Source organism: Planomonospora alba (assembly GCF_039534085.1).
GTDB lineage: Bacteria > Actinomycetota > Actinomycetes > Streptosporangiales > Streptosporangiaceae > Planomonospora_B > Planomonospora_B alba.
This window is the reverse complement of the sequence record NZ_BAAAUT010000039.1, coordinates 1-23,730: the sequence shown is the minus strand read 5'-3', so window position 1 is coordinate 23,730 and position 23,730 is coordinate 1. Positions and strand designations below refer to the sequence as shown.

25 protein-coding genes are annotated in these 23,730 nt (G+C 73.7%); 21 read left to right on the top strand and 4 right to left on the bottom strand.

Features of this window, described 5'->3' with window-relative positions; translation table 11 throughout:
- Complete coding sequence (gene flgF / locus ABD823_RS22690) at positions 1-834, top strand: flagellar basal-body rod protein FlgF (RefSeq protein WP_344862812.1); 834 nt, start codon at positions 1-3, stop codon at positions 832-834.
- Here flgF and ABD823_RS22685 read toward each other — a convergent pair.
- The 3 genes from ABD823_RS22685 to ABD823_RS22675 all read right to left on the bottom strand — a co-directional run bounded on the left by ABD823_RS22685 (position 824) and on the right by ABD823_RS22675 (position 1,861).
- The gene (locus ABD823_RS22685; protein ID WP_344862810.1) at positions 824-1,168 is read right to left on the bottom strand and encodes a hypothetical protein; all 345 of its coding nucleotides are present in this window, start codon (positions 1,166-1,168) and stop codon (positions 824-826) included. The genes flgF and ABD823_RS22685 overlap by 11 nt on opposite strands.
- A 160-nt stretch (positions 1,169-1,328) precedes the next feature.
- On the bottom strand, positions 1,329-1,640 hold the full coding sequence (locus ABD823_RS22680; protein ID WP_344862809.1) for an RNA-binding protein: 312 nt from the start codon (positions 1,638-1,640) through the stop codon (positions 1,329-1,331).
- The gene (locus ABD823_RS22675) at positions 1,637-1,861 is read right to left on the bottom strand and encodes a hypothetical protein (protein ID WP_344862807.1); all 225 of its coding nucleotides are present in this window, start codon (positions 1,859-1,861) and stop codon (positions 1,637-1,639) included. Before ABD823_RS22675 ends, ABD823_RS22680 begins: the two co-directional genes overlap by 4 nt.
- 275 nt (positions 1,862-2,136) lie before the next feature.
- On the opposite strand from ABD823_RS22675, the gene ABD823_RS22670 reads away from it, so the two are divergent.
- The 18 genes from ABD823_RS22670 (at position 2,137) to ABD823_RS22585 (ending at position 19,395) form a co-directional block, all read left to right on the top strand.
- The gene (locus ABD823_RS22670) at positions 2,137-3,642 is read left to right on the top strand and encodes a methyl-accepting chemotaxis protein (protein ID WP_344862805.1); all 1,506 of its coding nucleotides are present in this window, start codon (positions 2,137-2,139) and stop codon (positions 3,640-3,642) included.
- A gap of 364 nt (positions 3,643-4,006) precedes the next feature.
- Positions 4,007-4,291, top strand: a complete 285-nt coding sequence (locus ABD823_RS22665) for a flagellar FlbD family protein (RefSeq protein ID WP_344862803.1) — start codon at positions 4,007-4,009, stop codon at positions 4,289-4,291.
- On the top strand, positions 4,292-5,065 hold the full coding sequence (locus tag ABD823_RS22660) for a motility protein A (protein ID WP_344862801.1): 774 nt from the start codon (positions 4,292-4,294) through the stop codon (positions 5,063-5,065).
- Positions 5,065-5,976 (top strand): OmpA/MotB family protein, encoded by a 912-nt coding sequence (locus tag ABD823_RS22655; RefSeq protein ID WP_344862799.1) that lies wholly within the window; start codon positions 5,065-5,067, stop codon positions 5,974-5,976. Before ABD823_RS22660 ends, ABD823_RS22655 begins: the two co-directional genes overlap by 1 nt.
- 75 nt (positions 5,977-6,051) lie before the next feature.
- A complete protein-coding gene (locus ABD823_RS22650) occupies positions 6,052-6,513 on the top strand; it encodes a flagellar basal body-associated FliL family protein (protein WP_344862797.1) in 462 nt (153 codons plus the stop codon).
- Positions 6,514-6,912: 399 nt separating this feature from the next.
- A complete protein-coding gene (locus ABD823_RS22645) occupies positions 6,913-7,824 on the top strand; it encodes a flagellar motor switch protein FliM (protein ID WP_344862795.1) in 912 nt (303 codons plus the stop codon).
- The gene (fliN, locus tag ABD823_RS22640; RefSeq protein ID WP_344862793.1) at positions 7,824-8,552 is read left to right on the top strand and encodes a flagellar motor switch protein FliN; all 729 of its coding nucleotides are present in this window, start codon (positions 7,824-7,826) and stop codon (positions 8,550-8,552) included. The genes ABD823_RS22645 and fliN overlap by 1 nt, the downstream gene beginning before the upstream one ends.
- Before the next feature lie 55 nt (positions 8,553-8,607).
- On the top strand, positions 8,608-9,162 hold the full coding sequence (fliO, locus tag ABD823_RS22635) for a flagellar biosynthetic protein FliO (protein WP_344862792.1): 555 nt from the start codon (positions 8,608-8,610) through the stop codon (positions 9,160-9,162).
- A complete protein-coding gene (gene fliP / locus ABD823_RS22630; protein ID WP_344862790.1) occupies positions 9,159-10,076 on the top strand; it encodes a flagellar type III secretion system pore protein FliP in 918 nt (305 codons plus the stop codon). The genes fliO and fliP overlap by 4 nt, the downstream gene beginning before the upstream one ends.
- A 30-nt stretch (positions 10,077-10,106) precedes the next feature.
- Positions 10,107-10,382: a flagellar biosynthesis protein FliQ gene (fliQ, locus tag ABD823_RS22625; protein ID WP_344862789.1), complete on the top strand. Its 276-nt coding sequence runs from the start codon at positions 10,107-10,109 to the stop codon at positions 10,380-10,382.
- Positions 10,383-10,386: 4 nt separating this feature from the next.
- Positions 10,387-11,151 carry a flagellar biosynthetic protein FliR gene (locus ABD823_RS22620; protein WP_344862787.1) on the top strand — a complete coding sequence of 255 codons (765 nt, stop codon included), beginning with the start codon at positions 10,387-10,389 and terminating at the stop codon, positions 11,149-11,151.
- Entirely contained in the window at positions 11,148-12,227 is a 1,080-nt protein-coding gene (locus ABD823_RS22615; RefSeq protein WP_344862785.1) for an EscU/YscU/HrcU family type III secretion system export apparatus switch protein, read from the top strand. The genes ABD823_RS22620 and ABD823_RS22615 overlap by 4 nt, the downstream gene beginning before the upstream one ends.
- Before the next feature lie 140 nt (positions 12,228-12,367).
- A complete protein-coding gene (locus tag ABD823_RS22610; protein ID WP_344862850.1) occupies positions 12,368-12,889 on the top strand; it encodes an HAD family hydrolase in 522 nt (173 codons plus the stop codon).
- Positions 12,890-13,367: 478 nt separating this feature from the next.
- The gene (locus tag ABD823_RS22605; protein WP_344862783.1) at positions 13,368-13,688 is read left to right on the top strand and encodes a hypothetical protein; all 321 of its coding nucleotides are present in this window, start codon (positions 13,368-13,370) and stop codon (positions 13,686-13,688) included.
- Positions 13,685-14,932, top strand: coding sequence for a glycosyltransferase family 2 protein (locus ABD823_RS22600; RefSeq protein WP_344862780.1), 1,248 nt, complete (start codon positions 13,685-13,687; stop codon positions 14,930-14,932). Before ABD823_RS22605 ends, ABD823_RS22600 begins: the two co-directional genes overlap by 4 nt.
- Before the next feature lie 129 nt (positions 14,933-15,061).
- The gene (locus ABD823_RS22595) at positions 15,062-16,678 is read left to right on the top strand and encodes a DUF2334 domain-containing protein (RefSeq protein WP_344862778.1); all 1,617 of its coding nucleotides are present in this window, start codon (positions 15,062-15,064) and stop codon (positions 16,676-16,678) included.
- Positions 16,679-16,973: 295 nt separating this feature from the next.
- On the top strand, positions 16,974-18,596 hold the full coding sequence (locus ABD823_RS22590) for a DUF2334 domain-containing protein (RefSeq protein ID WP_344862777.1): 1,623 nt from the start codon (positions 16,974-16,976) through the stop codon (positions 18,594-18,596).
- A 124-nt stretch (positions 18,597-18,720) separates the two neighbouring features.
- On the top strand, positions 18,721-19,395 hold the full coding sequence (locus ABD823_RS22585; protein WP_344862775.1) for a tetratricopeptide repeat protein: 675 nt from the start codon (positions 18,721-18,723) through the stop codon (positions 19,393-19,395).
- Positions 19,396-19,444: 49 nt separating this feature from the next.
- Here the strand turns inward: ABD823_RS22585 and ABD823_RS22580 are convergent, their stop codons facing one another.
- A complete protein-coding gene (locus ABD823_RS22580) occupies positions 19,445-21,532 on the bottom strand; it encodes an AfsR/SARP family transcriptional regulator (RefSeq protein WP_344862773.1) in 2,088 nt (695 codons plus the stop codon).
- A 168-nt stretch (positions 21,533-21,700) separates the two neighbouring features.
- Here ABD823_RS22580 and ABD823_RS22575 point away from each other — a divergent pair, with 168 nt between their 5' ends.
- Together ABD823_RS22575 and ABD823_RS22570 are read left to right on the top strand one after the other, a co-directional pair.
- Entirely contained in the window at positions 21,701-22,579 is an 879-nt protein-coding gene (locus tag ABD823_RS22575; protein ID WP_344862771.1) for an alpha/beta fold hydrolase, read from the top strand.
- Positions 22,580-22,676: 97 nt separating this feature from the next.
- Positions 22,677-23,730: AAA family ATPase (locus ABD823_RS22570; protein WP_344862769.1), on the top strand; the 1,054-nt coding region annotated here is incomplete at its 3' end.

Genomic DNA, 23,730 nt, shown 5'->3' with positions numbered 1-23,730 from the left:
ATGCTGCGCTCCCTCTACTCCGGCATCAGCGGCCTGCGCGTCCACCAGAACATGATGGACGTCACCGGCAACAACATCGCCAACGTCAACACCACCGGCTTCAAGGGCTCCCAGACCCTCTTCCAGGACACCCTCAGCCAGATGCTGCAGGGCGCGGGCGCCCCGCAGGCCGGCGCCGCGGGCGGCACCAACCCCGCCCAGATCGGCCTCGGCGTGCGCCTGGCCGGCATCCAGACCAACTTCGGCCAGGGCGCCGCGCAGACCACCAGCCGCAGCCTCGACATGATGATCCAGGGCGACGGCTTCTTCGCGGTGCAGAACGGCAACGAGCAGCTCTACACCCGGGCCGGCGCGTTCAACTTCGACGCCAGCGGCGCCCTGGTCACCGCCGACGGCAACTTCGTGCTCGGCTGGAACGCCGCGACCGGCGACGTGCCCGTCCCGCCCACCGGCGCCCCCGTGCCCGTCACGCTCCCGGCCGACGTCGAGTCCTACACGGTCTCCCCCGACGGCTCCTTCGTCGGCGTGCTCGCCGACGGCACCAAGCGGACGTTCGCCCAGATCGCCATGGCGAACTTCGTGAACCCCGGCGGTCTGGAGAAGGCCGGCAACTCGACCTACCGCGCCACCGTGAACTCCGGCGCCGTCGCCATCGGCACCGCGGGCACCGGCGGCTTCGGCGCGCTGCAGTCCGGCGCGCTGGAGATGTCCAACGTCGACCTGGGCCAGGAGTTCACCAACCTGATCATCGCCCAGCGCGGCTTCCAGGCCAACACCAAGGTCATCAGCACCTCCGACGAGCTGCTGAACGACCTGGTCAACCTCAAGCGCTAACGGGGTCCCGCCCTCCGGCGGCCCCACCCGGGAAGGGCCCGGGCACGACGACGGTCGTGCCCGGGCCCTTCCGTGTCCCGCTCCTGCACGCCCGTGCCGCACGGTGCCGGCCGACGCGGGGCCACGGCCGGTTTCGGGAGCGGACCTCGGCGGCCTTGCGCCGGGCGGCGGGCCGGGCCTCGCGCATCCGCCGCAGCTCGGCGGTCATCCGGGCATCGCCCTCGGGATCGGCGGCCCGGTCGCGTGCGATCGCCTCGGCGAGGGCGGCACGGGAACGGCGGTCGGTGCCGAGCCGCTCCCGGGCGAGGCCGGCGAACCACGCGGACAGCGTCATGCCTGCTGCGCCGCGGCCGCCCTGGCCTCCTGGTACACCTCGCCGGACAGGCTGATCGAGATCTCCACGGTCATTCCGTCACCTTGCCCCGGCGCCCCCATGGCTGTCACGCGTCCGGGACACGGTGTCCCGTCTCCTGGAAACGGCGGACCGGCTCGGCTCAGGGGCCGAAGGGCACGCGCACACGTCGCCCGAGAAGTTCATGACGGCTGGCGGGGACGGCGGCGACCAGCTCGTGCAGGGATGTGCGCGGCAGCCACTCCACCATGTACAGCAGCGCGGCACCGTACCCGCGGATCGGCTCGGTGAGCTCGTCCTCCGGAAGGTCCACGTCCTTGATGCGAGCCGTGAGGACGACGTGGAACTCCTCGTTGAAGTCGTCAGCGGAGACGATCAGGCGGGGCTCCGGCGGCAGGACCAGGCTGTGCTTGATCGTCCAGACGTCGCCGAATCTGGGGACGGGGCCGGTCATGCCGTGCGGGTCTGCTCGCGCTCGGCGAGGGCCGCGTCGAGGTAGGCGGGGTCCAGATGGTGATTGTGGCGGGCGGCGATGCGTGCGAAACGCCGCGCCCGCAGGCCTCGCTGCAGCAGGGTGTTGACGAGTTCGCTGGCACTGGTGCCGTTCTGCCTCGCTTCGGTTTCCACGGCCGCCACGATATCTTCGTCCACGGTATAGGTCTTGGAAATCCTCATAGGAATCATCGTATGCCGGTGAGGATGCGGAATCCAGGTGCGCACGGTGACAGACGGCGGCTCCCTGGAGGCGTCCGGCGGAGGACGCAGGAGACGGCCGTGGAGCAGGGGCGGAACGGGTGGGCCGGAAGGCGTGTCCGCCGCCCGGGACGGGCACCGGGAGCCTCGGTTTCCTTTCCACGCCGTAAGGGGTTCCGACGGGAAGGAAACTAAGTAATCCATTTCGCGGCCGATGGATCGGATGACGACCACGGCCGCAATGGAGGGGACGCCTGATGAACGACAAGCCCGACCAGGCGACGGGAGCGACCGCCGACGGCCCGCAGCGCTGGAACTGGACCATCGGACGACGCCTGGTGGCCGGATTCGCGGCCGCCCTGGCCATGATGGGCGTCATCGGCGCCGTCTCCTACGACAACACCATCGACCTCGTCGACAACGAGAAGTGGGTGGCGCACACCCACGAGGTCCTCAACAAGCTCGACGGCGTGCTGTCGACGCTCAAGGACGGCGAGACCGGCCAGCGCGGCTACCTGATCACGGGTGAGGACACCTACCTGGCCCCCTACACCGAGGCCAAGGACCGCGTCGGCACGCTACTGGACGAGACCGCGACCCTCACCGCCGACAACGCCGCCCAGCAGAAGCGCATCGCCTCGCTGCGCTCGCTGATCGACGCCAAGTTCACCGAGATGCAGCAGACCATCGACCTGCGCCGCGCCGAGGGCTTCGAGGCCGCCCGCGCCGTCGTGCTGTCCGACAAGGGCAAGGCGGTCATGGACGAGATCCGCGCCACCCTGACCGAGATGCACCAGGCCGAGGAGAGCCTGCTGACCGTACGGGCCGCCGAGGCGGACTCCACCGCGTCGACGACCAAGAACGTCGTGCTGTTCGGCACCTCGCTGGCCGCGGTCGTGCTGCTGGGCATGGGCTGGACGCTGACCCGCAGCATCACCCGGCCCGTCGACGCGCTGGCGCGGCGCCTGCGCGAGATCGCCGACGGCGACGGCGACCTGACCCAGCGGGTCGACGAGTCCCGCCGCGACGAGATCGGCACCCTGGGCAAGCTGTTCAACCAGTTCGTCGGCAACATCGCCAACCTGGTCCGCCAGATCAACGAGTCGGCCGCCTCCTCCTCCGCCGCGGCGCAGGAGCTGTCGGCCATCAGCACGGAGATCGGCCAGCAGACCGACAAGGCCTCGACCCAGGCCACCAACGCCGCGGCCGCCGCCGAGCAGGTCTCGACCAACGTGCAGACGGTGGCCACCGCCAGCGAGGAGATGGGCGCCTCCATCCGCGAGATCTCCCGCAGCGCCGCCGAGGCCAGCACCGCCGGCCACACCGCGGTGACCCGCGCCGCCGAGGCCGGCACCGCCATCACCCGGCTGGGCGAGTCGTCCGAGGCCGTCAGCAGCGTCGTCGCGATGATCAACTCGATCGCCGAGCAGACCAACCTGCTCGCGCTCAACGCCACCATCGAGGCCGCCCGGGCCGGGGACGCCGGCAAGGGCTTCGCCGTGGTCGCCTCCGAGGTCAAGGACCTGGCCCAGGAGACCGCCAAGGCCACCGAGGACATCACCGCGCGCATCACCGCCATCCAGGCCGACGTGGCCGCGGCCGTCGCGTCGATCTCCACGACCGCCCTGGTGATCGGCGAGGTCAACGACCACCAGGGCAGCATCGCCAGCGCGGTGGAGGAGCAGAGCAGCACCACCGACGGCATGGCGGGCAACATCTCCGAGGCCGCCTCCGGCGCGACCGCCATCGCCCAGAGCGTCTAGGAGATCGCCGCCACCGCGCACGCGACGGTGGGCAGCATCGGCGAGGTGCGGCGGGCGTCGGAGGAACTGGCGCAGAACTCCGCGCACCTCAACGCGCTGGTCGGGCGGTTCCGCGTCTGACGGCGGACGACCGGCCGTCCGGCCGGTGAACGACCCGCCAGGGGCCGGGAGCGCATGCGGCGCGCTCCCGGCCCCGCGCCGTACCCGGACACGGAGGTCCTGCCCCTGGACGCGCCCGGGCCGCCCTCCGAAAGGAGGACCTTGGTCCCGGAGGTTTCCTCAGGCGGGGCGGGATACGGCCGATGGAAGGGGAGTAACGCGGCCCACCGCCCGTCGACCGCTGACGACCCAAGGACGTACCTCGGTGATCCTTCTCACGCGCCTGAACGGCCCGGAGTTCGCGCTCAACCCCGACCTGATCGAGCGGGCCGACCAGACCCCCGACACGGTGATCACTCTCGTGGACGGGACCAAGTACATCATCGCCGAGTCCCTCAGCGAGTTCATGGCGCTGGTGCGCCGGTACCGCGCGGAACTGATCGCCGACGCGGAGATCATGGTCTCCTCGGGCACGCACCGTCCCCCCACCACGGGCGCCGCCGGTGCCGAGCAGCAGCGCGTCGTCCGTCTCCACCGGCAGGAGCGCTAAATGGATCCGGCAACCCTGGCGGGCATCGGCATCGCGGTCGTCTCCATCTTCGTGATGATGATCCTCGAGGGCTCCAACCCGATGTCGATCATGCTGATCGCCCCGATGATCCTCGTCTTCGGCGGCACCTTCGGCGTGGCGATGGCCGGCGGCGTCCTGCGCGACACCACCGGCATGTTCGGCCAGATCAAGCGGGCCTTCACCGCCAAGCCCGCGGCGAGCACCGAGCTGGTCGACTCGATCGTGAAGCTGTCGGAGCGCGCCCGCCGCGAGGGCCTGCTGGCCCTGGAGGACGCGGTCAAGGAGGTCGAGGACCCCTTCCTCCGCCGCGGCCTGGAGCTGGCCATCGACGGCACCGACCCCGAGGAGCTCCGGGAGATCCTGGAGGCCGAGGTCGACGCCAAGCGCCGGGAGGACAAGTCCGGCGTGAAGATCTTCACCGACATGGGCGGTTACGCCCCCACGATCGGCATCATCGGCACCGTCGTCAGCCTCGTGCACGTGCTGGAGAACCTCAGCGAGCCCGAGAAGCTCGGCCACATGATCGGCGCCGCGTTCGTCGCCACCCTGTGGGGCGTGGCCAGCGCCAACGTGATCTGGCTGCCCATCGGCAACCGCCTCAAGCGCCTCAGTGAGTTGGAGTGCGCGCAGATGGAGCTCACGATCGAGGGCATCGCGAACATCCAGGCGGGCACCAACCCGCGCCTGGTCTCGCAGAAGCTCAAGAGCCTGCTCCCGCCCGGCGAGCTCAGCAGCGAGAAGAAGGCCGCCTGATGAGCACCAAGGTGCACCGCCGCCGCAAGAAACACGGCGGTGACCACGACGAGGGCGGCCACGCCGACGAGCGCTGGCTGGTCACCTACGGCGACATGCTCACCGTGCTCATGGCGCTGTTCATCGTGCTGTTCGCGATGAGCCAGGTCGACCAGAACAAGTTCAACGCGCTCAAGTCGAGCCTGTCGATGGCCTTCGGCCAGCCCACGGTGACCTTCACCGCGCAGGGCACGGCGCTGGCCGGCGACGCCGGCGGCGCGGAGCCCGCCCCGCTGGACCTGTCGTCGGTGGTGGGCAAGGGCGAGGAGGCCTCCGGCGAGGCCGAGCAGCAGGCCCGCCAGGCCCTCGCCGCGATCGAGCGCGCCCAGGCCTCGGCCCGCGCCCGTGCCGCCGAGGAGGAGGTCGAGAAGTTCGAGCGGATCAAGAAGGAGATCCAGGAGGCGCTGCGCAAGAGCGGCGTCGCCGACGGCGTGAACTTCCGCATCGACGAGCGCGGCCTGGTCGTCACCGTCGTCACCAGTTCGGTCGTGTTCGACAACAACAGCGCCGAGCTGCTCCGCGACGGCCGGAAGATCGTCGACTCGATCGCGCCGGCGCTGCGCGGCGAGAAGAACGCCGTCGAGGTCGACGGGCACACCAACTGGCTGCCGGTGCGGTCGGGCCCGTACCCGTCGAACTGGGAGCTGTCGACCGCGCGCGCCTCCACGGTGGTGCGGCGGCTGGCGGCCAAGGGCATCCCGGAGAGCCGGCTGAACGCCGCCGGCTACGCCGACCAGCGCCCGCTGTACGCCGACACCGACCCCCGGTCGGTGACGCTGAACCGCCGGGTCGAGGTGGTCGTCCTGTCCGACCTCCCGGCCCAGACCAAGGCCCTGCTGCCGTCGGCGGCGGGCGAGGCGGGCGACGGCTGACCCTCCGGCCGGCGTCCGCCGGCCTTCCGACAACCGACGACAACCGACACACCCCGACCACAGGAGACGCAGACCATGGCCACCGCGAAGCTGCAGGCCGCGCCGAAAGCCGAGGAGGCGAAGGACGGCGGCAAGAAGCCGAAGAAGAAGCTGATCGTCATCGCCGGAGGCGCGCTGCTGCTGGTCGTCGCCGCGGCGGCGGCCTACTTCCTGCTGTTCTCCGGGGGCGGCGCGGAGGAGGAGCCCGCGCCGGAGCCCGGCGCGGTGGCCGCCCTCGACGCCGTCACGATCAACCTCGCCGACGGGCACTTCCTGAAGCTCGGGCTGGCGCTGCAGGCGACCGCCGAGGTCGCCGAGGCCCCCGACGGCAGCAAGGCCCTGGACCTGGCGATCGACCAGTTCAGCAACCGGCCGATGGACGAGCTGTCCTCGGGCAAGGCGCGCAACCTCGCCAAGCAGGAGCTGCTGAAGAAGATCGAGGAAGCCTACGAGGGCGAGATCATGGACATCTACTTCCGCGAGTTCGTGATGCAGTAGGCGTCCGCCGTACCGCCGCCCCCGGGATCCGGCGGCGCCGCCCGGCGGGTGGCGCCGCCGGGCGGGGACCGGCCGGGCGTGCCCGCGGGGCGGGCCGGCCGTGGAGGAAGACCTGCGGGTGCCCCACCGGGTGCCCGCCGTACCCCGGCGAGGGACCGCCGGACCCGCCTCGGGGCGGGGGGAGAGCACGGAAGCAAGGTGAGCGCAGGGCCGCCGGAGGGCGGCCGCAGGCACGGATAGCGGCGGGGAGCGCGCAGGCGCGGATCCCGCGGGGACGGGGCCTCCGTAACGGGGTGAACCCGATTTCCGGCATTTCCTCATACGGGTCGGGGGGCGGCCGATGGGGATTCTGTGAGTCAGTCGCAGCCTTCGGCATCAACGCCCCGTCTGCTCGGCCGGATGTCCCGCCGGACGAAGGCATCCGAGCCGCAGCCCTACGACTTCCGGCGTCCCATCAAGCTCTCCCGTGAGCACGTCCGCACGCTCCAGCTCGCCTACGAGACGTTCGCCCGGCAGTTCACCACGCTGCTCACCACGAGCCTGCGCGTCGTGTCGCAGGTCTCGCTCGTCTCGATCCAGCAGCTCACCTACGACGAGTACATCTCGGCGCTGTCCAACCCGACGATCGTCGCCACGGTCGACCTGGAGCCGCTGCCCGGCACCGCGATCATGGAGTTCTCGCTGTCCACCGCGATGGCCAGCATCGACCACATGCTGGGCGGCCCCGGCGGCCCGCAGCCCGAGCGCCCGCTGACCGACATGGAGACCCCGCTCCTGCGCGACCTGCTCAGCCGGGTCCTGGAGGAGATGCACTACGCGTTCGAGTCGATCACGGAGATCCGCCCCCAGCTGGGCGTCATCGACTACAACCCGCAGTTCGTGCAGGCGGCCGCGCCCGCCGACGCCGTCATCGTCGCCTCGTTCGACATGCGGGTCGGCAGCGAGGAGTGCCTGGCCACCGTCTGCATGCCGTTCGCCTCGATCTTCCCCAAGCTGCAGGGCAACGACAACGACGTCACGCTCAGCTCGGGCCAGCGCGCCGCCCGCGAGGAGGCCCACCGCAACATGGCCGCCGCGCTCGGCGCCACGCCCATCGAGGTGGCGGTCCGCTTCAACCCGATCAAGCTCCACCCCGATCAGATCGTCACCCTGCAGCCGGGTGACGTCGTGCCGCTCGGCCACCCCGTGACGGCGCCGCTCGCGGTGACGTCCGCGGACATCACCTTCGCCCACGCAGTGCCCGGCAGCCAGGGCCCGCGCCTGGCCTGCCTCGTCGTGCCCACGCCGCAGAACGAAACGGAAGCCCACTGATGACCACCACGATCACCGTCGCCCCCCGCGTGGAAATCGCCCTGTCGGCGGCCGAGGCCGCGCTGGCCCTGCTGCCGGCCGGTGACGTCCTCGAGGTCGGCGTGCCCGTCTTCTCCGTCCCGCAGGACCTGCCCGCGGGCCAGGCCGTGTGCGCCCGCTTCTCGGGCACCACCCAGGGCGAGGTCGCCGTCGTCGTCGGCCAGGACCTGGTCGACGCCCTGCGCAACAGCCCGCTCGGCGAGCTGGACCTGACCAAGGCCGTGCAGCCCGCCCTGGAGGCGGCCGCCCGCAAGCTCGGCCCCGTCGTGCTGGAGCCGGCCCAGGCCGCCGAGCCGGAGGTCGGCCTCGGCGCGCTCGCCACCCGCGGCGAGGCGGTCTTCGTGCCGCTGCTGGAGGAGGGCGTCGTGCGGGTGGTGCTGGCGATGGTGGCGGCCCCGTGGCCGGCCCCCGCCTCCGCCCGGCCCGCGGCCAACCCCAAGGCCCGCTTCGACCTGCTGCACGACGTGGAGATGGACGTCACCGCCGAGCTCGGCCGGACCCGGATGACGGTGCGCGAGCTGCTGTCGCTGGCGCCGGGCGCGGTGGTGGAGCTGGACCGCGCCGCGGGCAGCTCCGCCGACCTGCTGGTCAACGGCCGCCTGATCGCCCGCGGCGAGGTCGTGGTGATCGACGAGAACTTCGGCATCCGGGTCACCGAGATCCTCCCGCCCACCGGGGACCGGCAGTAACCGCGCCGCCCGTCCGCCGTCCGCGACCGTCCCGACGTAGGAGCAGCACTCCGCAATGATCGAGACCGTTCTGAGGATCACCTTCTCCCTCCTGGTCGTCCTGCTCCTGGTGTGGGGGCTGTCGAAGATGGCGCGCAAGCCGCTGTCGGGGCGGGGCGCCGGGGTGCTCAGCGTGCTGGCCCGCCAGCAGCTGTCGCGCAACTCCTCCGTCGCGGTCGTCCGGGTCACCGACCGGGCCCTGGTGCTCGGCGTGACCGACGGCCAGGTCACCCTCCTGGCGGAGGCGGACCTGGCGGCGGTGGAGCGCTACGGCGAGCAGGCCGAGGAGCGTGTCCCCGTCTCCCTGCCGGTCGCCCTCCCGTCAGCCGACTCCTCTCCGGTTGACGGCGGGGCGGCCGGGCAGGGCCCCCGCCCGGGGATCGGCTCGCTGCCCCGCTCGCTGGCCGCCCTGCGGCCCGGCGCGAGGCCCGCTGTGAAGGCGGGCGTGAAGGCCGGCGCGGACGGCGGCGGCCCGGCCGCCCCCGGCACCCTGGCCGGGTCGGCGCTGTCGCCCCAGACCTGGAAGACCGCCCTGGAACTCCTGCGCGAACGGACGGCTCGCAACTCATGAAGCGCATCCTCAGCCTGGCCGTGACCGGCCTGGCCGTGGCCGGCACGCTCGTGCTCGGCGCGTCGGCGGCCTCGGCGGCCACCGGGCCGGCGCGGCCCGCCACCGCCCCGGTCTCCGCCACCGCGGTCGCCGGCGAGGTCTCCGCGGTCCCGGCCGGTACGGCCTCCGCCGCGCGGGCGCTCGCGCTCGCCCCGCTGGCCGCGCCCACGCCCGGCCCGTCCGGTCCCGAGGGCCCGACCGGTCCCGGTGAGGACTCGGTCACGGTGGACATCAACGGGGTGGGCGGCAAGCCCAGCCAGTCGGTCGTCCTGCTGCTGGGGCTGACGGTGCTGTCGGTGGCGCCGGCGATCCTGCTGCTCTGCACCAGCTTCACCAAGATCTTCGTGGTGCTGAGCATCACCCGCAACGCCCTGGGCCTGTCGAACGTCCCGCCGAACCAGGTCCTGGCCGGCCTGGCGATCTTCATCAGCCTGTTCATCATGGGCCCGGTCGCCTCGGACGTGAACGACAAGGCGGTCCAGCCCTACCTCAAGGGTGAGAAGAGCGTCTCGCAGGCCGTCGAGGCCGCGACCCCGCCGATCCGGGAGTTCCTGACCGAGCACACCCGCAAGGACGACCTGGCGCTCTTCACCAAGATCGCCGACCAGCCGAAGCCGGCCAACGCCGACGCGGTGCCGATGACCACGCTCATCCCGGCGTTCGTGCTGTCGGAGCTGCGGGCCGCGTTCATCATCGGCTTCGTCATCTACGTGCCGTTCCTCATCATCGATCTGGTCATCTCGGCGGCCCTGATGTCGATGGGCATGATGATGCTCCCACCGGTCACGGTGGCGATGCCCTTCAAGCTCCTGCTCTTCGTGCTCGTCAACGGCTGGGGACTCATCGTGACGTCCCTGGTCGGCAGTTACCAGTAGCCGTCCGCGTAGACAAGGGATCCGACGACCGTGACCGACACCCAGGTCCTGCACATCGGCACGCAGGCCATGACGCTGGCCGTCAAGCTGGGCGCCCCCATCTTGGTGACCGCGCTGCTCATCGGCTTCCTGATCTCGCTGTTCCAGTCGGTGACGCAGATCCAGGAGGTCACGCTCTCCTTCGTGCCCAAGGCGGCCGGGGTGGCGGTGGCGCTGATCTTCAGCGGCAACTGGATGCTGCACGAGACCGTGGCCTTCACCACCCAGCTGTTCGACCAGGTCCCGCAGCTCATCCACGGCGGCTGAGCCGATGGAGGGGTTGCTGTCGCAGGACATGCTGATGGCGCTGCTGCTGGCCTCGGTCCGCTCGGCGGCCTGGCTGCTGGTCAGCCCGCCGTTCAGCAACCGGGCGATCCCCGGTGCGGTCAAGGCGCTGCTGGCGCTGGCGATCGCGCTGCCGCTGGCCCCCCGGCTGGCCGGGGACCTGCCCGAGCTCTCCGGCGCCGGCGTGCTGGTCGCCTCCGTCGAGCAGGTCGTCGCGGGTGTCGCCTTCGGGTTCCTCACCGCGCTGGTGTTCGCCGCCGTGCAGGCCGCGGGCGACCTCATCGACATCTTCGGCGGTTTCTCCCTGGCCACCGCCTTCGACCCCGCGACGGGCTCCGCCAACTCGGTGTTCGGCAAGTTCTACGGGCTGCTCTGCACCACCCTGCTGCTGGTCAGCGGCGGCTACCAGTTCGTGCTGCTGGGCTTCACCCAGACGTACCGGCTGCTCCCGCTGGACGGCACCCTGTCCCTGGAGACCCTCAGCAACCTGGTCACCGACGGCCTGACCGAGATGTTCGTCTCGGCGCTGCAGGTCGCCGGGCCGCTCATCGCGGTGCTGTTCGTCGCCGACGCCGCGCTCGGCCTGCTCAGCAAGGCGGCCCCGGCGATGAACATCTTCGCGATCGGCTTCCCGGTCAAGATCTTCCTCACCATGGCCCTGGCCGGCATCGCCATCTCGGTGCTGCCCGGTGTGATCGACGGGCTGACCGACCGCGCGGTGCGCATGATGACGGGACTGGCGAACGGATGAGCGGCGGCGGCGAGAAGACCGAGCAGCCCACAGCGAAGAAGAAGAAGGACGCGCAGAAGGAAGGGCAGATCGCCCGGACGCCGGACTTCGGGTCGTGGGCGTCGATGCTGGCGGCGGGCCTGCTCCTGCCGATGGTGCTGGAGAACGCGGTCGGGGCCGCGGAGGACATGATGCTCCGCGTGGGCGAGGTCGTCGAGAACCCCGACCCGGCCGTGGGCCTGAGGATCCTCATCGCCGGCCTCGGCGACGCCCTGCTGGCGATCGCGCCGATCGCGGCGGCCACCATCGTCGTGACGCTCGCCGCCGCGGCGTTCCAGGGCGGTCTGAAGCCGGCCAGCAAGCTGTTCAAGCCGCAGCTCAAGCGGCTCAACCCGCTGCAGGGCATCAAGCGCATGTTCGGCGGCCAGGCGCTGTGGGAGAGCGCCAAGGCGCTGCTGAAGACCGCGGTGCTGACCGGCATCGCCTACATGTCCGTGCGCGACCTGATCCCGGTCCTGATGGCCTCCGGTTCCCTGCCGCTGGGCGTGCTGCTGTCGAGCACCGGCGACGCCATCATGTCGCTGCTGCGCTGGGCGGGCGCCGCCGGCCTGGCGCTGGCCGCCGCCGACTACGCGATGGCGCGCCGCCGCATCGGCAAGCAGCTGAAGATGACCAAGCAGGAGGTCAAGGAGGAGCACAAGCGCTCCGAGGGCGACCCGCACGTCAAGGGGCAGATCCGCGCCCGCCAGCAGGCGATGGCCCGCAACCGCATGATGGCCGACGTGCCCACCGCCGACGTGGTCCTGGTCAACCCGACCCACGTCGCGGTGGCGCTGCGCTACGACCCGGCCAAGGGCGCGCCCCGCGTGGTCGCCAAGGGCGCCGGCGCCGTCGCGGCGAAGATCCGCGAGATCGCCGCCGAGAACCGCGTGCCGATGGTGCAGGACGTCCCGCTGGCCCGTGCGCTGCACAAGGCCTGCGACATCGGCCAGGAGATCCCGGCCGAGATGTACGGCGCGGTCGCCAAGGTGCTGGCCTTCGTGATGACGCTCAAGGCCAGGGGCTCCGCGGCCGGCGTGCACCGCCTGGCCGCCTGACGCCCGCCGGGGCCTTCTCGCGCACTCGGCGGGGACTCGCCGAGCCGAGGAGGGAGCGTGGTCCACGCCCTGGGGTCGCGGCCGGCCGGGGAGGGCGGGCGCCGGGGAGGATCACTCCATGGCGGATGTGACCTTCTTCGATCTGGACGGCGCTCTGGTCGACCATCGAAGCGCGGTCCGGGAAGCGATCGGCCGGATCGTCCGGGCCGCGCCGAACGCGACGGCTTCACCGGAGGAGCCGGCGGCGCTGTGGTGGACGCTTCCGGCCCTGCCTGCAGGCCCTGGAGCGGCTTCCCCGACGGCCGCGTCCGGTCGTTCTCGCCAACGGGGACCCCGGGCAGCAGCGCGCCAGGCTCACCCGCTTCGGCCTCCTGGGGTACTTCGACGCCGTCCTGACCCCGACCGAGCTCGGGGTGGCCAAGCCCGCCGCCTACGCCGCGGCCTGCCGGTGGATGCGGGCGGATCCCGCGCAGGCGGTCAACGTGGGCGGCATGCTGGAAAGCGACGTGGACGCGGCCGCCCTCGCCGGGCTCACCGGCATCTGGCTGGACCGCGGCGTCGACTTCGTCACCGGTGAGCCGTCGCCGACGGCGGACGAGACGGTGCTGCGCATCGAACGCCTCACCGGCCTCCCCGGCCGCCTGCCATGCACGGACGCCTGACCGGCTCATGGACCTCGGCGTGTTCGGGGGCCGCGGGCGGCCCTGCGGTGGTGCCTCCGGCCGGGCCGCGGCGGGCCTGCCCGGCCGCGTCTCCACGCTCCGAGTGATCACCATCTGTCACTCTGCGTGTTCATCACGCTACGTGATATTTTTTGAGCCCGGTTTGCGATTTTGGTGACGCAGAGTTAGTGTGACCGGGAAGCCGCAGGTAGGGGCATATACCTGCGGCGTTCATCGGGTACGCGATGATCCGGGACGGCCTCAACGACGCCTGCGGGCGCACGTAGGAATTCGGCCGCCTAGCCGTTCCGGGGAGCCAATGGCGAGACCGAACCCGTCAGTCGTCTGACGCCTCCCTCCTCGCGGAGGCGTCCGGGTTCGTCCGCCGTGGAGTCTCGTATGCCCGCCCGCCCCGCGCCGCCCTCGCGCGCCCCGCGCCCCGCCTCCGCCCTCCGCGCGACCGCCGGAGGTGCCTGAGATGTACTCCGGCAGCGCCCTGGCGTTCACCGGGGCCGGGATGGGCGCGGTCTCCGCCGCCTGGACCGCCCTGCCCTCCGGCGAACAGGCCGCCGGGACCTCCGGCGCCGTCCTGCCGGCCGCCGTGGACGCGGCCCGCGCCCTGCTCATGGTCACCGGCGCGGGCTTCGGGATCTTCCTGCTGGTCATGACCGCCCTGCTGGCCGCCGGTGCCGTGCTGCGCGGCGCCGACGCCGTCCGCCGGCGCCGCGCGCTGCCGGCCGCCCGGCACGCCGCCGTCACCCCCGACGGCACCCGCGCCGGTGCGGAGGCGCTGCGATGACCGCGGCGAGCGTCCTGCTGTGGCTGAGCTCCGCGGTCATCGTGCTCGGGCTCGGCTACACCGGCGTGATGTTCCTGCTGTCGCGGGGTGTGCGCCGCCCCGCCGCGCCCGCCGCGCCGGCGCCGTTCTTCGTCTTCCTCATGGCCTGCCTGGACGAGGAGAAGGTGCTCGCCGCCAGCCTGCAGCGGCTGCGCGCCCTGCCCGGCGACCTCGCGGTGCTGGTCGTCGACGACGCCTCCTCCGACGCCACCCCCGACATCGTCCGGGCCGCCGCCGCCGAGGACGAGCGCATCTGGCTGCTGCGGCGCACCCTGCCGGAGGCCCGCCGCGGCAAGGGCGCCGCCCTCAACGCCGGCCTGGCCCACCTGCTCGGCTCCGGCCTGCTGGCCGGCCGCGACCCCGACCAGGTCGTCGTGTGCGTGCTCGACGCCGACGGGCGCCTGGACACCGACGCGCTCGCCGAGGTCACGCCGTACTTCGCCGACCCCGCCACGGGCGCGGTCCAGATCGGGGTGCGGATGTACAACCGGCACGCCGGCCTGCTGGCCCGGCTGCAGGACATGGAGTTCGTCGTCTACACCGACGTCTTCCAGAACGGCCGCCGCCACCTGGACAGCGTCGGCCTCGGCGGCAACGGCCAGTTCATGCGGCTGAGCGCGCTCACCGCGCTGGGCGCCGACCCGTGGAGCGACTGCCTGACGGAGGACCTCGACCTGGGCGTGCGCATGCTCGCCACCGGCCGGCGCAACCGCTTCTGCCCCACCACCGCCGTGCACCAGCAGGCGGTCCTGTCGCCCAGGCGGCTGGTGCGGCAGCGCTCGCGCTGGTTCCAGGGCCACCTGCAGGCCGGCAGGCTGCTGCCGCTCGTGGTGCGCCGCGCGCCGGCCAAGGCCGCGCCGGACCTGGTCTACCACCTGCTCAGCCCGTGGTTCCTGCTGCTGACCTCGCTGCTGCCGCCGGCGTTCCTCGCCTCCGGCCTGGCCCTGGTCCTGGCCTCGGTCCGGGCGGGTGGGAGCGTGGTCTCCCCGGCCGTGTTCGCCGTCTGGTACGCGCTGTCGTTCGGCGTCGGCCTGGTCTACGGCTACGTCTACTGGCGGCGCGACCGCGAGCTCGGCCTGCTCCGCTGCCTGCTGCTGGGGCACGCGTTCGTGCTCTACGGCTACCAGTGGTTCGCCGCGGGCTGGTGGGCGGTGGGACGCGCCGCCTCCGGCCGCCAGACCTGGCTCAAGACCGCCCGCACCTGACCGGCCTCCGGCCGCCCCGCCCGGCCCGGACCCCTGATCCGCCTCTCACGGCCCGGATCCCCGGCCCGCCCCGGCCGCTCCGCGCGGCCCGGATCCCCGACCCGACCGCCGCTCCGTACCGGGATGGACATGACCGCACCGTCACGATCGTCACGCATCTTCCTCCGCGCCCACGCGGTGGTCCCGCTGCTGCTGGCGGCGCTGTCCGCCGCGCTGCTGGTGCTCGCCGGCCCGATCGGGCAGCCGGTGGCCGTCGCCCAGGAGAGCGGCCCGGCCGGGGGCCGCACCGGCGGGCCGGCCGGCACCGGCCGCTCCACGCTCGTGCTGTACGACACCACCGGCGAGTGGGCGCACACCGCGGAGCTGTACGCGACCCAGGCCGCCAACCTCGCCGGCCACTTCGGCTCCTACACCGCGCTGCCGGTCGGGGAGTACACCGCCGGGACGATGGACGGCTTCACCGCGGTCGTCTACGTCGGCTCCACCTACGACGAGCCGCTGCCCGAGGCGTTCCTGGCCGACGTGCGCTCCGCCGAGCGGCCGGTGGTCTGGCTCGGGCACAACATCTGGCGGCTGGCCGCCTCCAGCCCCACCTTCGCCGCCGACTACGGCTGGATGCCGTACCGCTACGACGAGGGCGAGATCGGCACGGTCGTCTACAAGGGCCGCACCCTCACCCGGGACGCATCCAACCCCTCCGGGGTGATGGCCTACTCCGTGCTCGACGAGGGCAGGGCCGAGGTGCCGGCCACCGCCGTGCGGGCCGACGGCACCCGCCTGCCCTGGGCGGTGCGCTCGCGCAACCTCACCTACGTCGGCGAGATGCCCTTCGCCTACACCACGGCCACCGACCGCTACCTGGCCTTCTGCGACCTGCTGTTCGACGCGCTCGCCCCGGAGACGGCCGAGCGGCACCGGGCCCTGGTCCGCCTGGAGGACATCGGCCCCGCCGCCGACCCCGGGGACCTGATGGCGATCGCCACCGAGCTGAAGAAGCGCGGGATCCCCTACTCCTTCGGCGTCTACCCGGTGCACAAGGAGCCGGAGAACGGCGTGGAGATCCGCCTGCGGGACCGGCCGGAGGTCGTGGCGGCGATCGAGTACATGCTCGCGGGCGGCGGCACGATGATCATGCATGGCTACACCCACCAGTACACCGACGCCCCCAACCCCTACAACGGCGCCAGCGGCGACGACTTCGAGTTCTACGCCACGCACGTCGACGACGACGACTACGTCGTCTACGACGGTCCCGTCGCCGGGGACTCCTTCGCCTGGGCGCAGGGCCGGCTCGACGCCGCGGCGCGGGAGTTCCGCGCGGCCGGCCTGCCGGTGCCGACGATCTTCGAGTTCCCGCACTACGCCGGGTCCGCCGAGGACTACCGCGCGGTCCGCTCGCGCTTCGCCGTCCGCTACGAGCGCGGCATGTACTTCGCGGGCACCCTGTCCGGCACGGCCGTGCGGTACGAGCACGCGGCCGGGCAGTTCTTCCCGTACACCGTCACCGACGTCTACGGCTCCAAGGTGGTCCCGGAGAACATCGGCAACCTGATCCCCAAGGGCTACAACAACCACCCGTCGGTGCTCCCGGGCGACCTGGCCGAGGCGGCCGAGGCCAACCTGGTGGTCCGCGACGGCGTGGCCAGCTTCTTCTACCACCCGTACCTGGGCACCGGGCGGCTCATCGAGATCATCGACGGCATCGAGAAGCTCGGCTACACCTTCGTGCCGGCCTCCGCGATGTAGCGCGGGTGCGGGCCGCGCTCCGCACCCCGCGTCGCGCTCCGTGAAGGATCCGCTGATCGACTTGCTCCTTTGGTGACGGAAAGTTACCCTGGGGGAGAAATCGCAGGTAGGGGCATATACCGTGCGATCCATAGGGTGAGTGATGATCCGGGACGACCTCAACGGCGCCGCACGGCGCACGTAGGAATTCGGCCGCCTAGCCGTTCCGGGGAGCAAGTGGCGAGACCGGACCCGCAGACCAGTCACGCGGTGCCGGCGCAGGCACCGCTCACTTCCGTCGTGGGGGTCCTCCCGTATGCCCGTCCCGTCCCGCCGCAGGGCCGCCCTGTCCTCCCTGCCGGTGCTCCTGTCGGCCGTCCTCCTGCTGGTCACCGGTCTCGGCCCGCAGGCGGCCGCCGCGGCCCCGCCCGCCGCCTCCGCCGCGGCACGGCCCTCGACGGCCGCCGCGGCCGGGGGGTTCACCGGCGGGCAGGCCGGCACCGGCCGCTCCACGCTCGTGCTGTACGACACCACCGGCCCGTGGGGCTGGCTGGGCGAGCTGTACGGCGCCCAGGCCGCCAACCTCACCGGTCACTTCGGCTCCTACACCGCGCTGCCGGTCGGGGAGTACACCGCCGGCAGGATGGACGGCTTCACCGCGGTCGTCTACGTCGGCTCCACCTACGACGAGCCGCTGCCCGAGGCGTTCCTGGCCGACGTGCGCTCCGCCGAGCGCCCGGTGGTCTGGATGAACCACAACATCTGGCAGCTCACCGCCTCCACCCCCGCCTTCGCCGCCGACTACGGCTGGATGTGGCGGCAGTTCGACTTCAGCGCCGTCGGCACGGTCGTCTACAAGGACCGCAAGGTCACCCGCGACACCCGCAACGCCTCCGGCGTGATGGACTACTCCGCCGTCGACCGGAGCAAGGCCGAGGTGCTGGCCACCGCGGTGCGCGACGACGGCACGACGTTCCCGTGGGCGCTGCGCTCGCGCAACCTCACCTACATCGGCGAGATCCCCTTCGCCTACACCACGGCGACCGACCGCTACCTGGCCTTCTCCGACCTGCTGTTCGACGTGCTCGCCCCGGGCACCGAGGAACGGCACCGGGCCCTGGTCCGCCTGGAGGACATCGGCCCCAACGCCGACCCCGCCGAGCTGCTGAAGATCGCCCGGGAGCTGAAGAAGCGCAGGATCCCCTACTCCTTCGGCGTCTACACCGTCTACAAGGAGCCGGGCACGACCGTCACGCTCCGGCAGCGGCCCCTGGTGGTCGCGGCGATCAAGTACATGCTCGCCAACGGCGGCACGATGATCGCCCACGGCTACACCCACCAGTACACCGACGCCCCCAACCCCTACAACGGCACCAGCGGCGACGACTTCGAGTTCTACACCGCCCACGTCGACGAGCAGAACTACGTCCGCTACGACGGCCCCGTGGCCGAGGACTCCCCGGCCTGGGCCGCGGACCGGATCGGCAGGATGAAGACGGAGTTCCGGCGGGCCGGCCTGCCGGTGCCGAGGTACTTCGAGTTCCCGCACTACGCCGGCTCGGCCGTCGACTACGAGGCCGTGCGCCGGGCCGGGTTCGCCGCCCGCTACGAGCGCAGCCTCTACTTCGCCGGCACCCTGTCCGGCACGGCCGTGCGGTACGAGCACATGGCCGGGCAGTTCTTCCCGTACACCGTCACCGACGTCTACGGCTCCAAGGTGGTCCCGGAGAACATCGGCAACCTGATCCCCAAGGGCTACAACAACCACCCGTCGGTGCTCCCGGGCGACCTGGCCGAGGCGGCCGAGGCCAACCTGGTGGTCCGCGACGGCGTGGCCAGCTTCTTCTACCACCCGTACCTGGGCACGAAGTGGCTGCTGGAGACGGTCGACGGCATCAAGAGGCTCGGCTACACCTTCGTGCCGGCCTCCGCGCTGTAGGCGGGCCCGGGCCGATCCGGCCCGCAGGGGCACGCGCCCCGCGGCGGCACGGGCCGGGACGGCGTGCGGGCACACGCGCCGGCCCGTGTCCCGGCGGCCCTTCCTGATGGATCCCACCGCGCCCGTGCCCGGCACCCCCATGGAGGACCTGCTCCGCGACCCGCGGGCCGACGAGGTGCTGCGCGCCTGCGCGCCGGGCCTGTCCCCCCGGGAGAACAGGGCGCGCATCGCCGAGATCGCCGCCGCCGAGGGGCTCGGCCCCCGCTGGGGCGCCGCCTGGCGGGCCGGCAGCCGCGACGCGCACCGCCTGGCGGCCCTCGCCTACGAGCGCGGCGGCTCCGCCCTGCAGGACGCGGTGGTCGAAGGCGTCCTGCGCGCCTACTTCATCGACGCCCTCGACATCAGCGACCCTCGGGTGCTGGAGCGCGCCGCGGACGGGGCCGGGTTCCCCGGCGCCGCCGAGGCGCTGGCCGGCGGCGCCGAGGAGGTCGAGCGGTTCCGGCACGCCGAGTCGCTGCTGGACCGGCGCGACCCGCTGGGCGCCCTCACCCTGCTCCGCCCCCTGCTGGACGAGCACGGCGAGGACCGCGGCATCCGCCTGCTCGCCGCCCGCGCCTACTACGCCTCCGCGCAGCTCGGCCGGGCCGCCGCCGCGCTGGAGCCCCTGGTCGCCGAGGCGCCCGACGACTCGTACGCCCGCCACCTGCTCGGACGCACGTTGCAGAGACAGGGCAAGGCGGAGGCGGCGGCCCCCCACCTGGCCATCGCCGCCGCGATGAGCCCCGAGTACGCGGGATGAGCCGGGGCGCGCGCTCCGGCCCGCCGGGTGAGCCGCCGCGTCCCCGCCCTCACGGTCCTTCCGGACCGGCGAGGGCGGCGTCGAGGGCGGCGAGATGGGCGGAGACGGGGCCGGCGGGGAGCAGGGCGCTGCCGGCCCCGTCCAGCTCCGCCGCCTCGGGGGCGAGCGCGGCGCGGGCGCGCGCCATGACCCGGCGGTCGCCGACGGCCACGGCCGCCCGCGCGGCCAGGCACCACAGGGCCTCCGCGAGCAGGCCGGGGGCCGGGTCGGGGACCGCGCGCAGCGCCGTCGCGGCCTCGGCGGCCCGGCCCCCGGCCAGCAGCACCAGGGGACGGGCCCAGGGCTCGTACGGTCCCCAGTCGGCGTCGGCGCCGGTGCCCCAGCCGGTGCCCCAGCCGGTGCCGCCGCGGGTGTCGCGGAGGGTGTCGCGGAGGGCGCTCCGGACGGCGGGACCGCTCCCCCGGCCGGCTCCCCCGCCGGTCCGGCCGGGCGGCGCGTGCCGCAGCCGCAGGCACAGCAGCGCCAGCGCCGGCAGACCGTGCTCCAGCCCGGGCATGCCGGCGCCGTCCAGGTGTGCGGCGGCCTCCCGGTAGGCCGCCTCCGCCTCGCCGTACGGCGCGCCCTGCGCCGCGTCCAGCCGCAGCGCCCGGTACCAGCGGGTGAACACGCCCAGCAGCGGCAGCTCGTGGCGCTCGGCCAGCCGGTCGGCGGCGGCCGCGTGCGCGTCGGCCCCCGCGAAGTCCGCCAGCGCGCTGCGGGCCTGCAACCGGACGAGGTGCCCGAGCGCCTCGAAGACGACCAGGCCGTGCCGGGCGGACAGGTCGACCAGCTCGGCGCCGACGGCGTCGCGGCGCGGGGCCAGGCCCGTGCGGTGGAAGCTCTGCATGAACACCCCGTTGAGCGCGAAGGCCAGCAGCGCGGGGTCGTCCAGGCGGCGGGCGATCCGCTCGGCCTCCCGGGCCGCCTCGGCGCCGCGCGCCGCGCGGGTGCCGCGCGACTCCACCGCGATCGTGGCCAGCAGCCGGGCCCGGACCGCCTCGGGCGTGCGGGACGGCAGGGCGGCCAGGGCGCGCTCGGCCGCCGCGACGATCCGCGCCGCCTGCGGAGGGTCGTCGAGACGGGTCCAGATCGCCGGGACGTCGTAGGCGCCGATCACGCGGGCGGTCAGCTCCGGATCGCCCAGCTCCTCGGCCGCCGCGACGGCCGCCACGCGGTGCCGCCGGGCGTCCTGGAGCCCGCCGCCCCCGGTCACCGCGAGGGTGCGCAGCAGGTCCACCGCCGACTCCAGCCGGGCCCGGGCACCGTACGGCACGGCGCGGTCGTAGGCGGCGGCGCTCTGCGCCCACACCCGGGCCGCGCTCTCGGCGGGCGCGGGCCCGGGGTCGAGGCCGGGCGCGTGGCGCAGGATGTCGGCCTCCAGGCGGCGCAGCACCGGGCCCGGGTCCACGCCCAACTGCTCGGCCAGGAGGGCGCGCGCCCGGCGCAGCACCGCGAGCGCGTCGCCCTGGCGGCCGGCCCGGTACAGCGCGAGCGCCAGCAGGCGCCAGGCGTCCTCGCGCCAGGGGTGCCCGGCCACGTGCGCGTCCAGGTCCGCCACCGCCTCGGCGGCCCGGCCCAGGGCCAAGCGGGCCCCGGCCAGCCGCTCGACGGCGTGCAGCCGCAGCTCGGCCAGGCGGGAGCGCTCCGCGCGGATCCACTCCTCGGCGGTGAACTCGGCGTAGGCGGGGCCCCGCCACCACCCCAGCGCCTCGGTCAGCCGGGCGAGCTCCCGCCCGGGCGGGAGCGCCGCGGCGTCGGCCACCGCCTGCTCGAAGCGCCAGGCGTCCACCGCGCCCGGTTCGGCGCGCAGCGCGTACCCCGGCCCCTCGGTGACCAGCAGCCGGGCCGGGGCGCGGGGCGGACGCTCCGGCTCCAGGGCGCGGCGCAGCGCCGCCACGAAGGTGCGGACCGCGCCCACCGCGCCCGGCGGCGGGTCCTCCCACAGGTCCTCGGCCAGGCGGGTGACCGGGACGACGCGGCGGCGGGCGACGAGCAGCCGGGCCAGCACCGCACGGTGCCGCGGCCCCTTCAGGACGATCGTGTCCCCGGCGCCGTCCCAGGCCGACACCGGCCCCAGCACCCCGAATGCGACTTCCACTCCCGCTCCGACCGTCCTTCCCCGGCGTTGCGACCGCCTCTGCCCGGGGCGCGCCGCCCCCCGGCAACGGTACGCGCTGATCGGATGCTCATCGGTGCCCGGCAGCCTAGGGGTGATCCGGGCACCGGGCCCGGACGCCCCCGCAGCCACGGAAGAGAGCACACCACCATGACGCCTGCCATCCCCGGCTTCGACCACCGGCGCGTCCCCGTCGCCGACGGCGTGCACCTGCACACGGCCGTCGCGGGCTCGGGCAGCCCGATCGTGCTGCTGCACGGCTTCCCGCAGACCCACCTGATGTGGCGGCACGTCGCCGCCGACCTCGCGGCCGACCACACCGTGATCTGCCCTGACCTGCGCGGCTACGGCGCCAGCGACAAGCCCGCCGACCCCGACGGCACCGCCTACGCCAAGCGCACCATGGCCGCCGACGTCGTCGCGCTCGCCCGCGAGCTGGGGCACGGGCGCTTCGCGCTGGCCGGGCACGACCGCGGCGCCCTGGTGGCCTTCCGCGCCGGGCTCGACCATCCGGACGCGGTCACCCACCTGGCCTGCCTCGACGTGCTGCCGACCCTGGACATGTGGGAGGTGATGCGCGGCACCGCCGCAGCGGTCGGCTTCCACCTGTATCTGATGGCCCAGCCCCCGGGCCTGCCCGAGCGGATGATCACCGCGGTCGCCGACGACTTCTTCGGCCATTTCCTGGACCTGTGGTGCGGTGACGCGGCGGCGATCCCCGCCGGCGTGCGCGCCGCCTACCTGGACGCCTGCCGGGCCGCGGTCCCCTCGATCGTCGCCGACTACCGGGCCTCCGCGGGGGTCGACGCCGTCCACGACCGCGCGGACCGGGAGGCCGGGAACCGGCTGCGCATGCCGGTCACCGTGCTCCAGCGGGACTGGGGCGCCGCGCTCGGCTACGACGCGGCGGCGCTGTGGCGCGCCTGGGCGCCGGACCTGCGGCACTCGACCGTCACCTGCGGCCACTTCATGGCCGAGGAGGCACCCGGCGTGGTCGCCGGGGCGCTGCGGGACCTGCTCGCCCGCTGAACCCGCCGGGCCGGAAGCGGCGGGCCGCTGCGGGACGAGAAGGAGGGACGGTACGGGCCCGTGCCCGGCATCCCCGGACGGATGCCAGGATCGGATCATGGACGCGGGGGAGTTGTACGGCAGGAAGCCCGAACAGGACGCGCTCGCCGGGCTGCTGGCGGGGGCCCGGGCGGGCACCAGCGCGTCGCTGGTGCTGCGCGGTGAGCCGGGCATCGGCAAGACGGCGTTGCTCGACCACGCCGCGGCGGAGGCCGGCGACCTGCGGCTGCTGCGCGGCACGGGGATCGAGTCCGAGGCGGAGCTGCCGTTCTCGGGGCTGCAGCTGCTGCTGCGCCCGGCGCTCGGGTCCCTCGCCGCGCTGCCCGGCCCGCAGCGCGAGGCCCTGGAGGCGGCCTTCGGGCTCGGGCCCGCGGCCGGCTCCGAGCCGATGCTGGTGGGGCTGGCGGTGCTCTCCCTGCTGGCGGAGCACGCGGAGGGCACGGGGCTGCTGTGCCTCGTCGACGACGCGCAGTGGCTCGACCGGGCCTCGCGCGACGCGCTGCTGTTCGCCGCCCGGCGCCTGCACGCCGAGGGCGTGGTCATGGTCTTCGCCGCCCGGGACGGCGAGGGGTCCTTCCCCGCCCCCGGCCTCGCGGAGCTGCGCCTGTCCGGGCTGGCTCCGGAGGCGGCCGCGGCCCTGCTCGACCGGCACCCGCTCGCGCCCGCCGTGCGCTACCGCCTGCTCGCCGAGGCCGGCGGCAACCCGCTGGCCCTGCTGGAGCTGCCGCTCGCCCTGGCCGCCGAGGGCGGCAGCGCGTTCGCGCCGGGGGCGCTGCCCCTCACCGGCCGTCTGCAACTGGCCTTCCACGGCCAGGTCAGCCGGATGCCGGAGGCCTGCCAGAGCCTGCTGCTGGTGGCGGCGGCCGACGGGACCGGTGAGCTGGCCGTGATCCTGCGCGCCGCCGCCGCGCTGGGGGCGGCCGCCGAGGACCTGTCCCCGGCCGAGCGGGCCGGCCTGGTGCTGCGCGGCGACGCCGACGGCACCACGATCCGTTTCCGCCATCCGCTGATCCGCGCCGCCGTCTACCAGCGGGCGCCGCTCGGGCAGCGCCTCGCCGTCCACCGCGCGCTCGGCGTGGATGCGGGTGGAGTCGAAGACCGGGACCGGGCTG

Coding starts and splice junctions, on each gene's coding strand:
- ABD823_RS22670 (WP_344862805.1), top strand. CDS start 2,137: ATGAACGACAAGCCCGACCAGGCGACGGGAGCGACCGCCGACGGCCCG.
- ABD823_RS22605 (WP_344862783.1), top strand. CDS start 13,368: ATGTACTCCGGCAGCGCCCTGGCGTTCACCGGGGCCGGGATGGGCGCG.
- fliP (WP_344862790.1), top strand. CDS start 9,159: ATGAAGCGCATCCTCAGCCTGGCCGTGACCGGCCTGGCCGTGGCCGGC.
- fliN (WP_344862793.1), top strand. CDS start 7,824: ATGACCACCACGATCACCGTCGCCCCCCGCGTGGAAATCGCCCTGTCG.
- ABD823_RS22675 (WP_344862807.1), bottom strand. CDS start 1,861: ATGAGGATTTCCAAGACCTATACCGTGGACGAAGATATCGTGGCGGCC.
- fliO (WP_344862792.1), top strand. CDS start 8,608: ATGATCGAGACCGTTCTGAGGATCACCTTCTCCCTCCTGGTCGTCCTG.
- ABD823_RS22600 (WP_344862780.1), top strand. CDS start 13,685: ATGACCGCGGCGAGCGTCCTGCTGTGGCTGAGCTCCGCGGTCATCGTG.
- ABD823_RS22590 (WP_344862777.1), top strand. CDS start 16,974: ATGCCCGTCCCGTCCCGCCGCAGGGCCGCCCTGTCCTCCCTGCCGGTG.
- ABD823_RS22595 (WP_344862778.1), top strand. CDS start 15,062: ATGACCGCACCGTCACGATCGTCACGCATCTTCCTCCGCGCCCACGCG.
- ABD823_RS22620 (WP_344862787.1), top strand. CDS start 10,387: ATGGAGGGGTTGCTGTCGCAGGACATGCTGATGGCGCTGCTGCTGGCC.
- flgF (WP_344862812.1), top strand. CDS start 1: ATGCTGCGCTCCCTCTACTCCGGCATCAGCGGCCTGCGCGTCCACCAG.
- ABD823_RS22575 (WP_344862771.1), top strand. CDS start 21,701: ATGACGCCTGCCATCCCCGGCTTCGACCACCGGCGCGTCCCCGTCGCC.
- ABD823_RS22680 (WP_344862809.1), bottom strand. CDS start 1,640: ATGACCGGCCCCGTCCCCAGATTCGGCGACGTCTGGACGATCAAGCAC.
- ABD823_RS22660 (WP_344862801.1), top strand. CDS start 4,292: ATGGATCCGGCAACCCTGGCGGGCATCGGCATCGCGGTCGTCTCCATC.
- ABD823_RS22655 (WP_344862799.1), top strand. CDS start 5,065: ATGAGCACCAAGGTGCACCGCCGCCGCAAGAAACACGGCGGTGACCAC.
- ABD823_RS22650 (WP_344862797.1), top strand. CDS start 6,052: ATGGCCACCGCGAAGCTGCAGGCCGCGCCGAAAGCCGAGGAGGCGAAG.
- ABD823_RS22645 (WP_344862795.1), top strand. CDS start 6,913: ATGTCCCGCCGGACGAAGGCATCCGAGCCGCAGCCCTACGACTTCCGG.
- ABD823_RS22685 (WP_344862810.1), bottom strand. CDS start 1,168: ATGACGCTGTCCGCGTGGTTCGCCGGCCTCGCCCGGGAGCGGCTCGGC.
- ABD823_RS22615 (WP_344862785.1), top strand. CDS start 11,148: ATGAGCGGCGGCGGCGAGAAGACCGAGCAGCCCACAGCGAAGAAGAAG.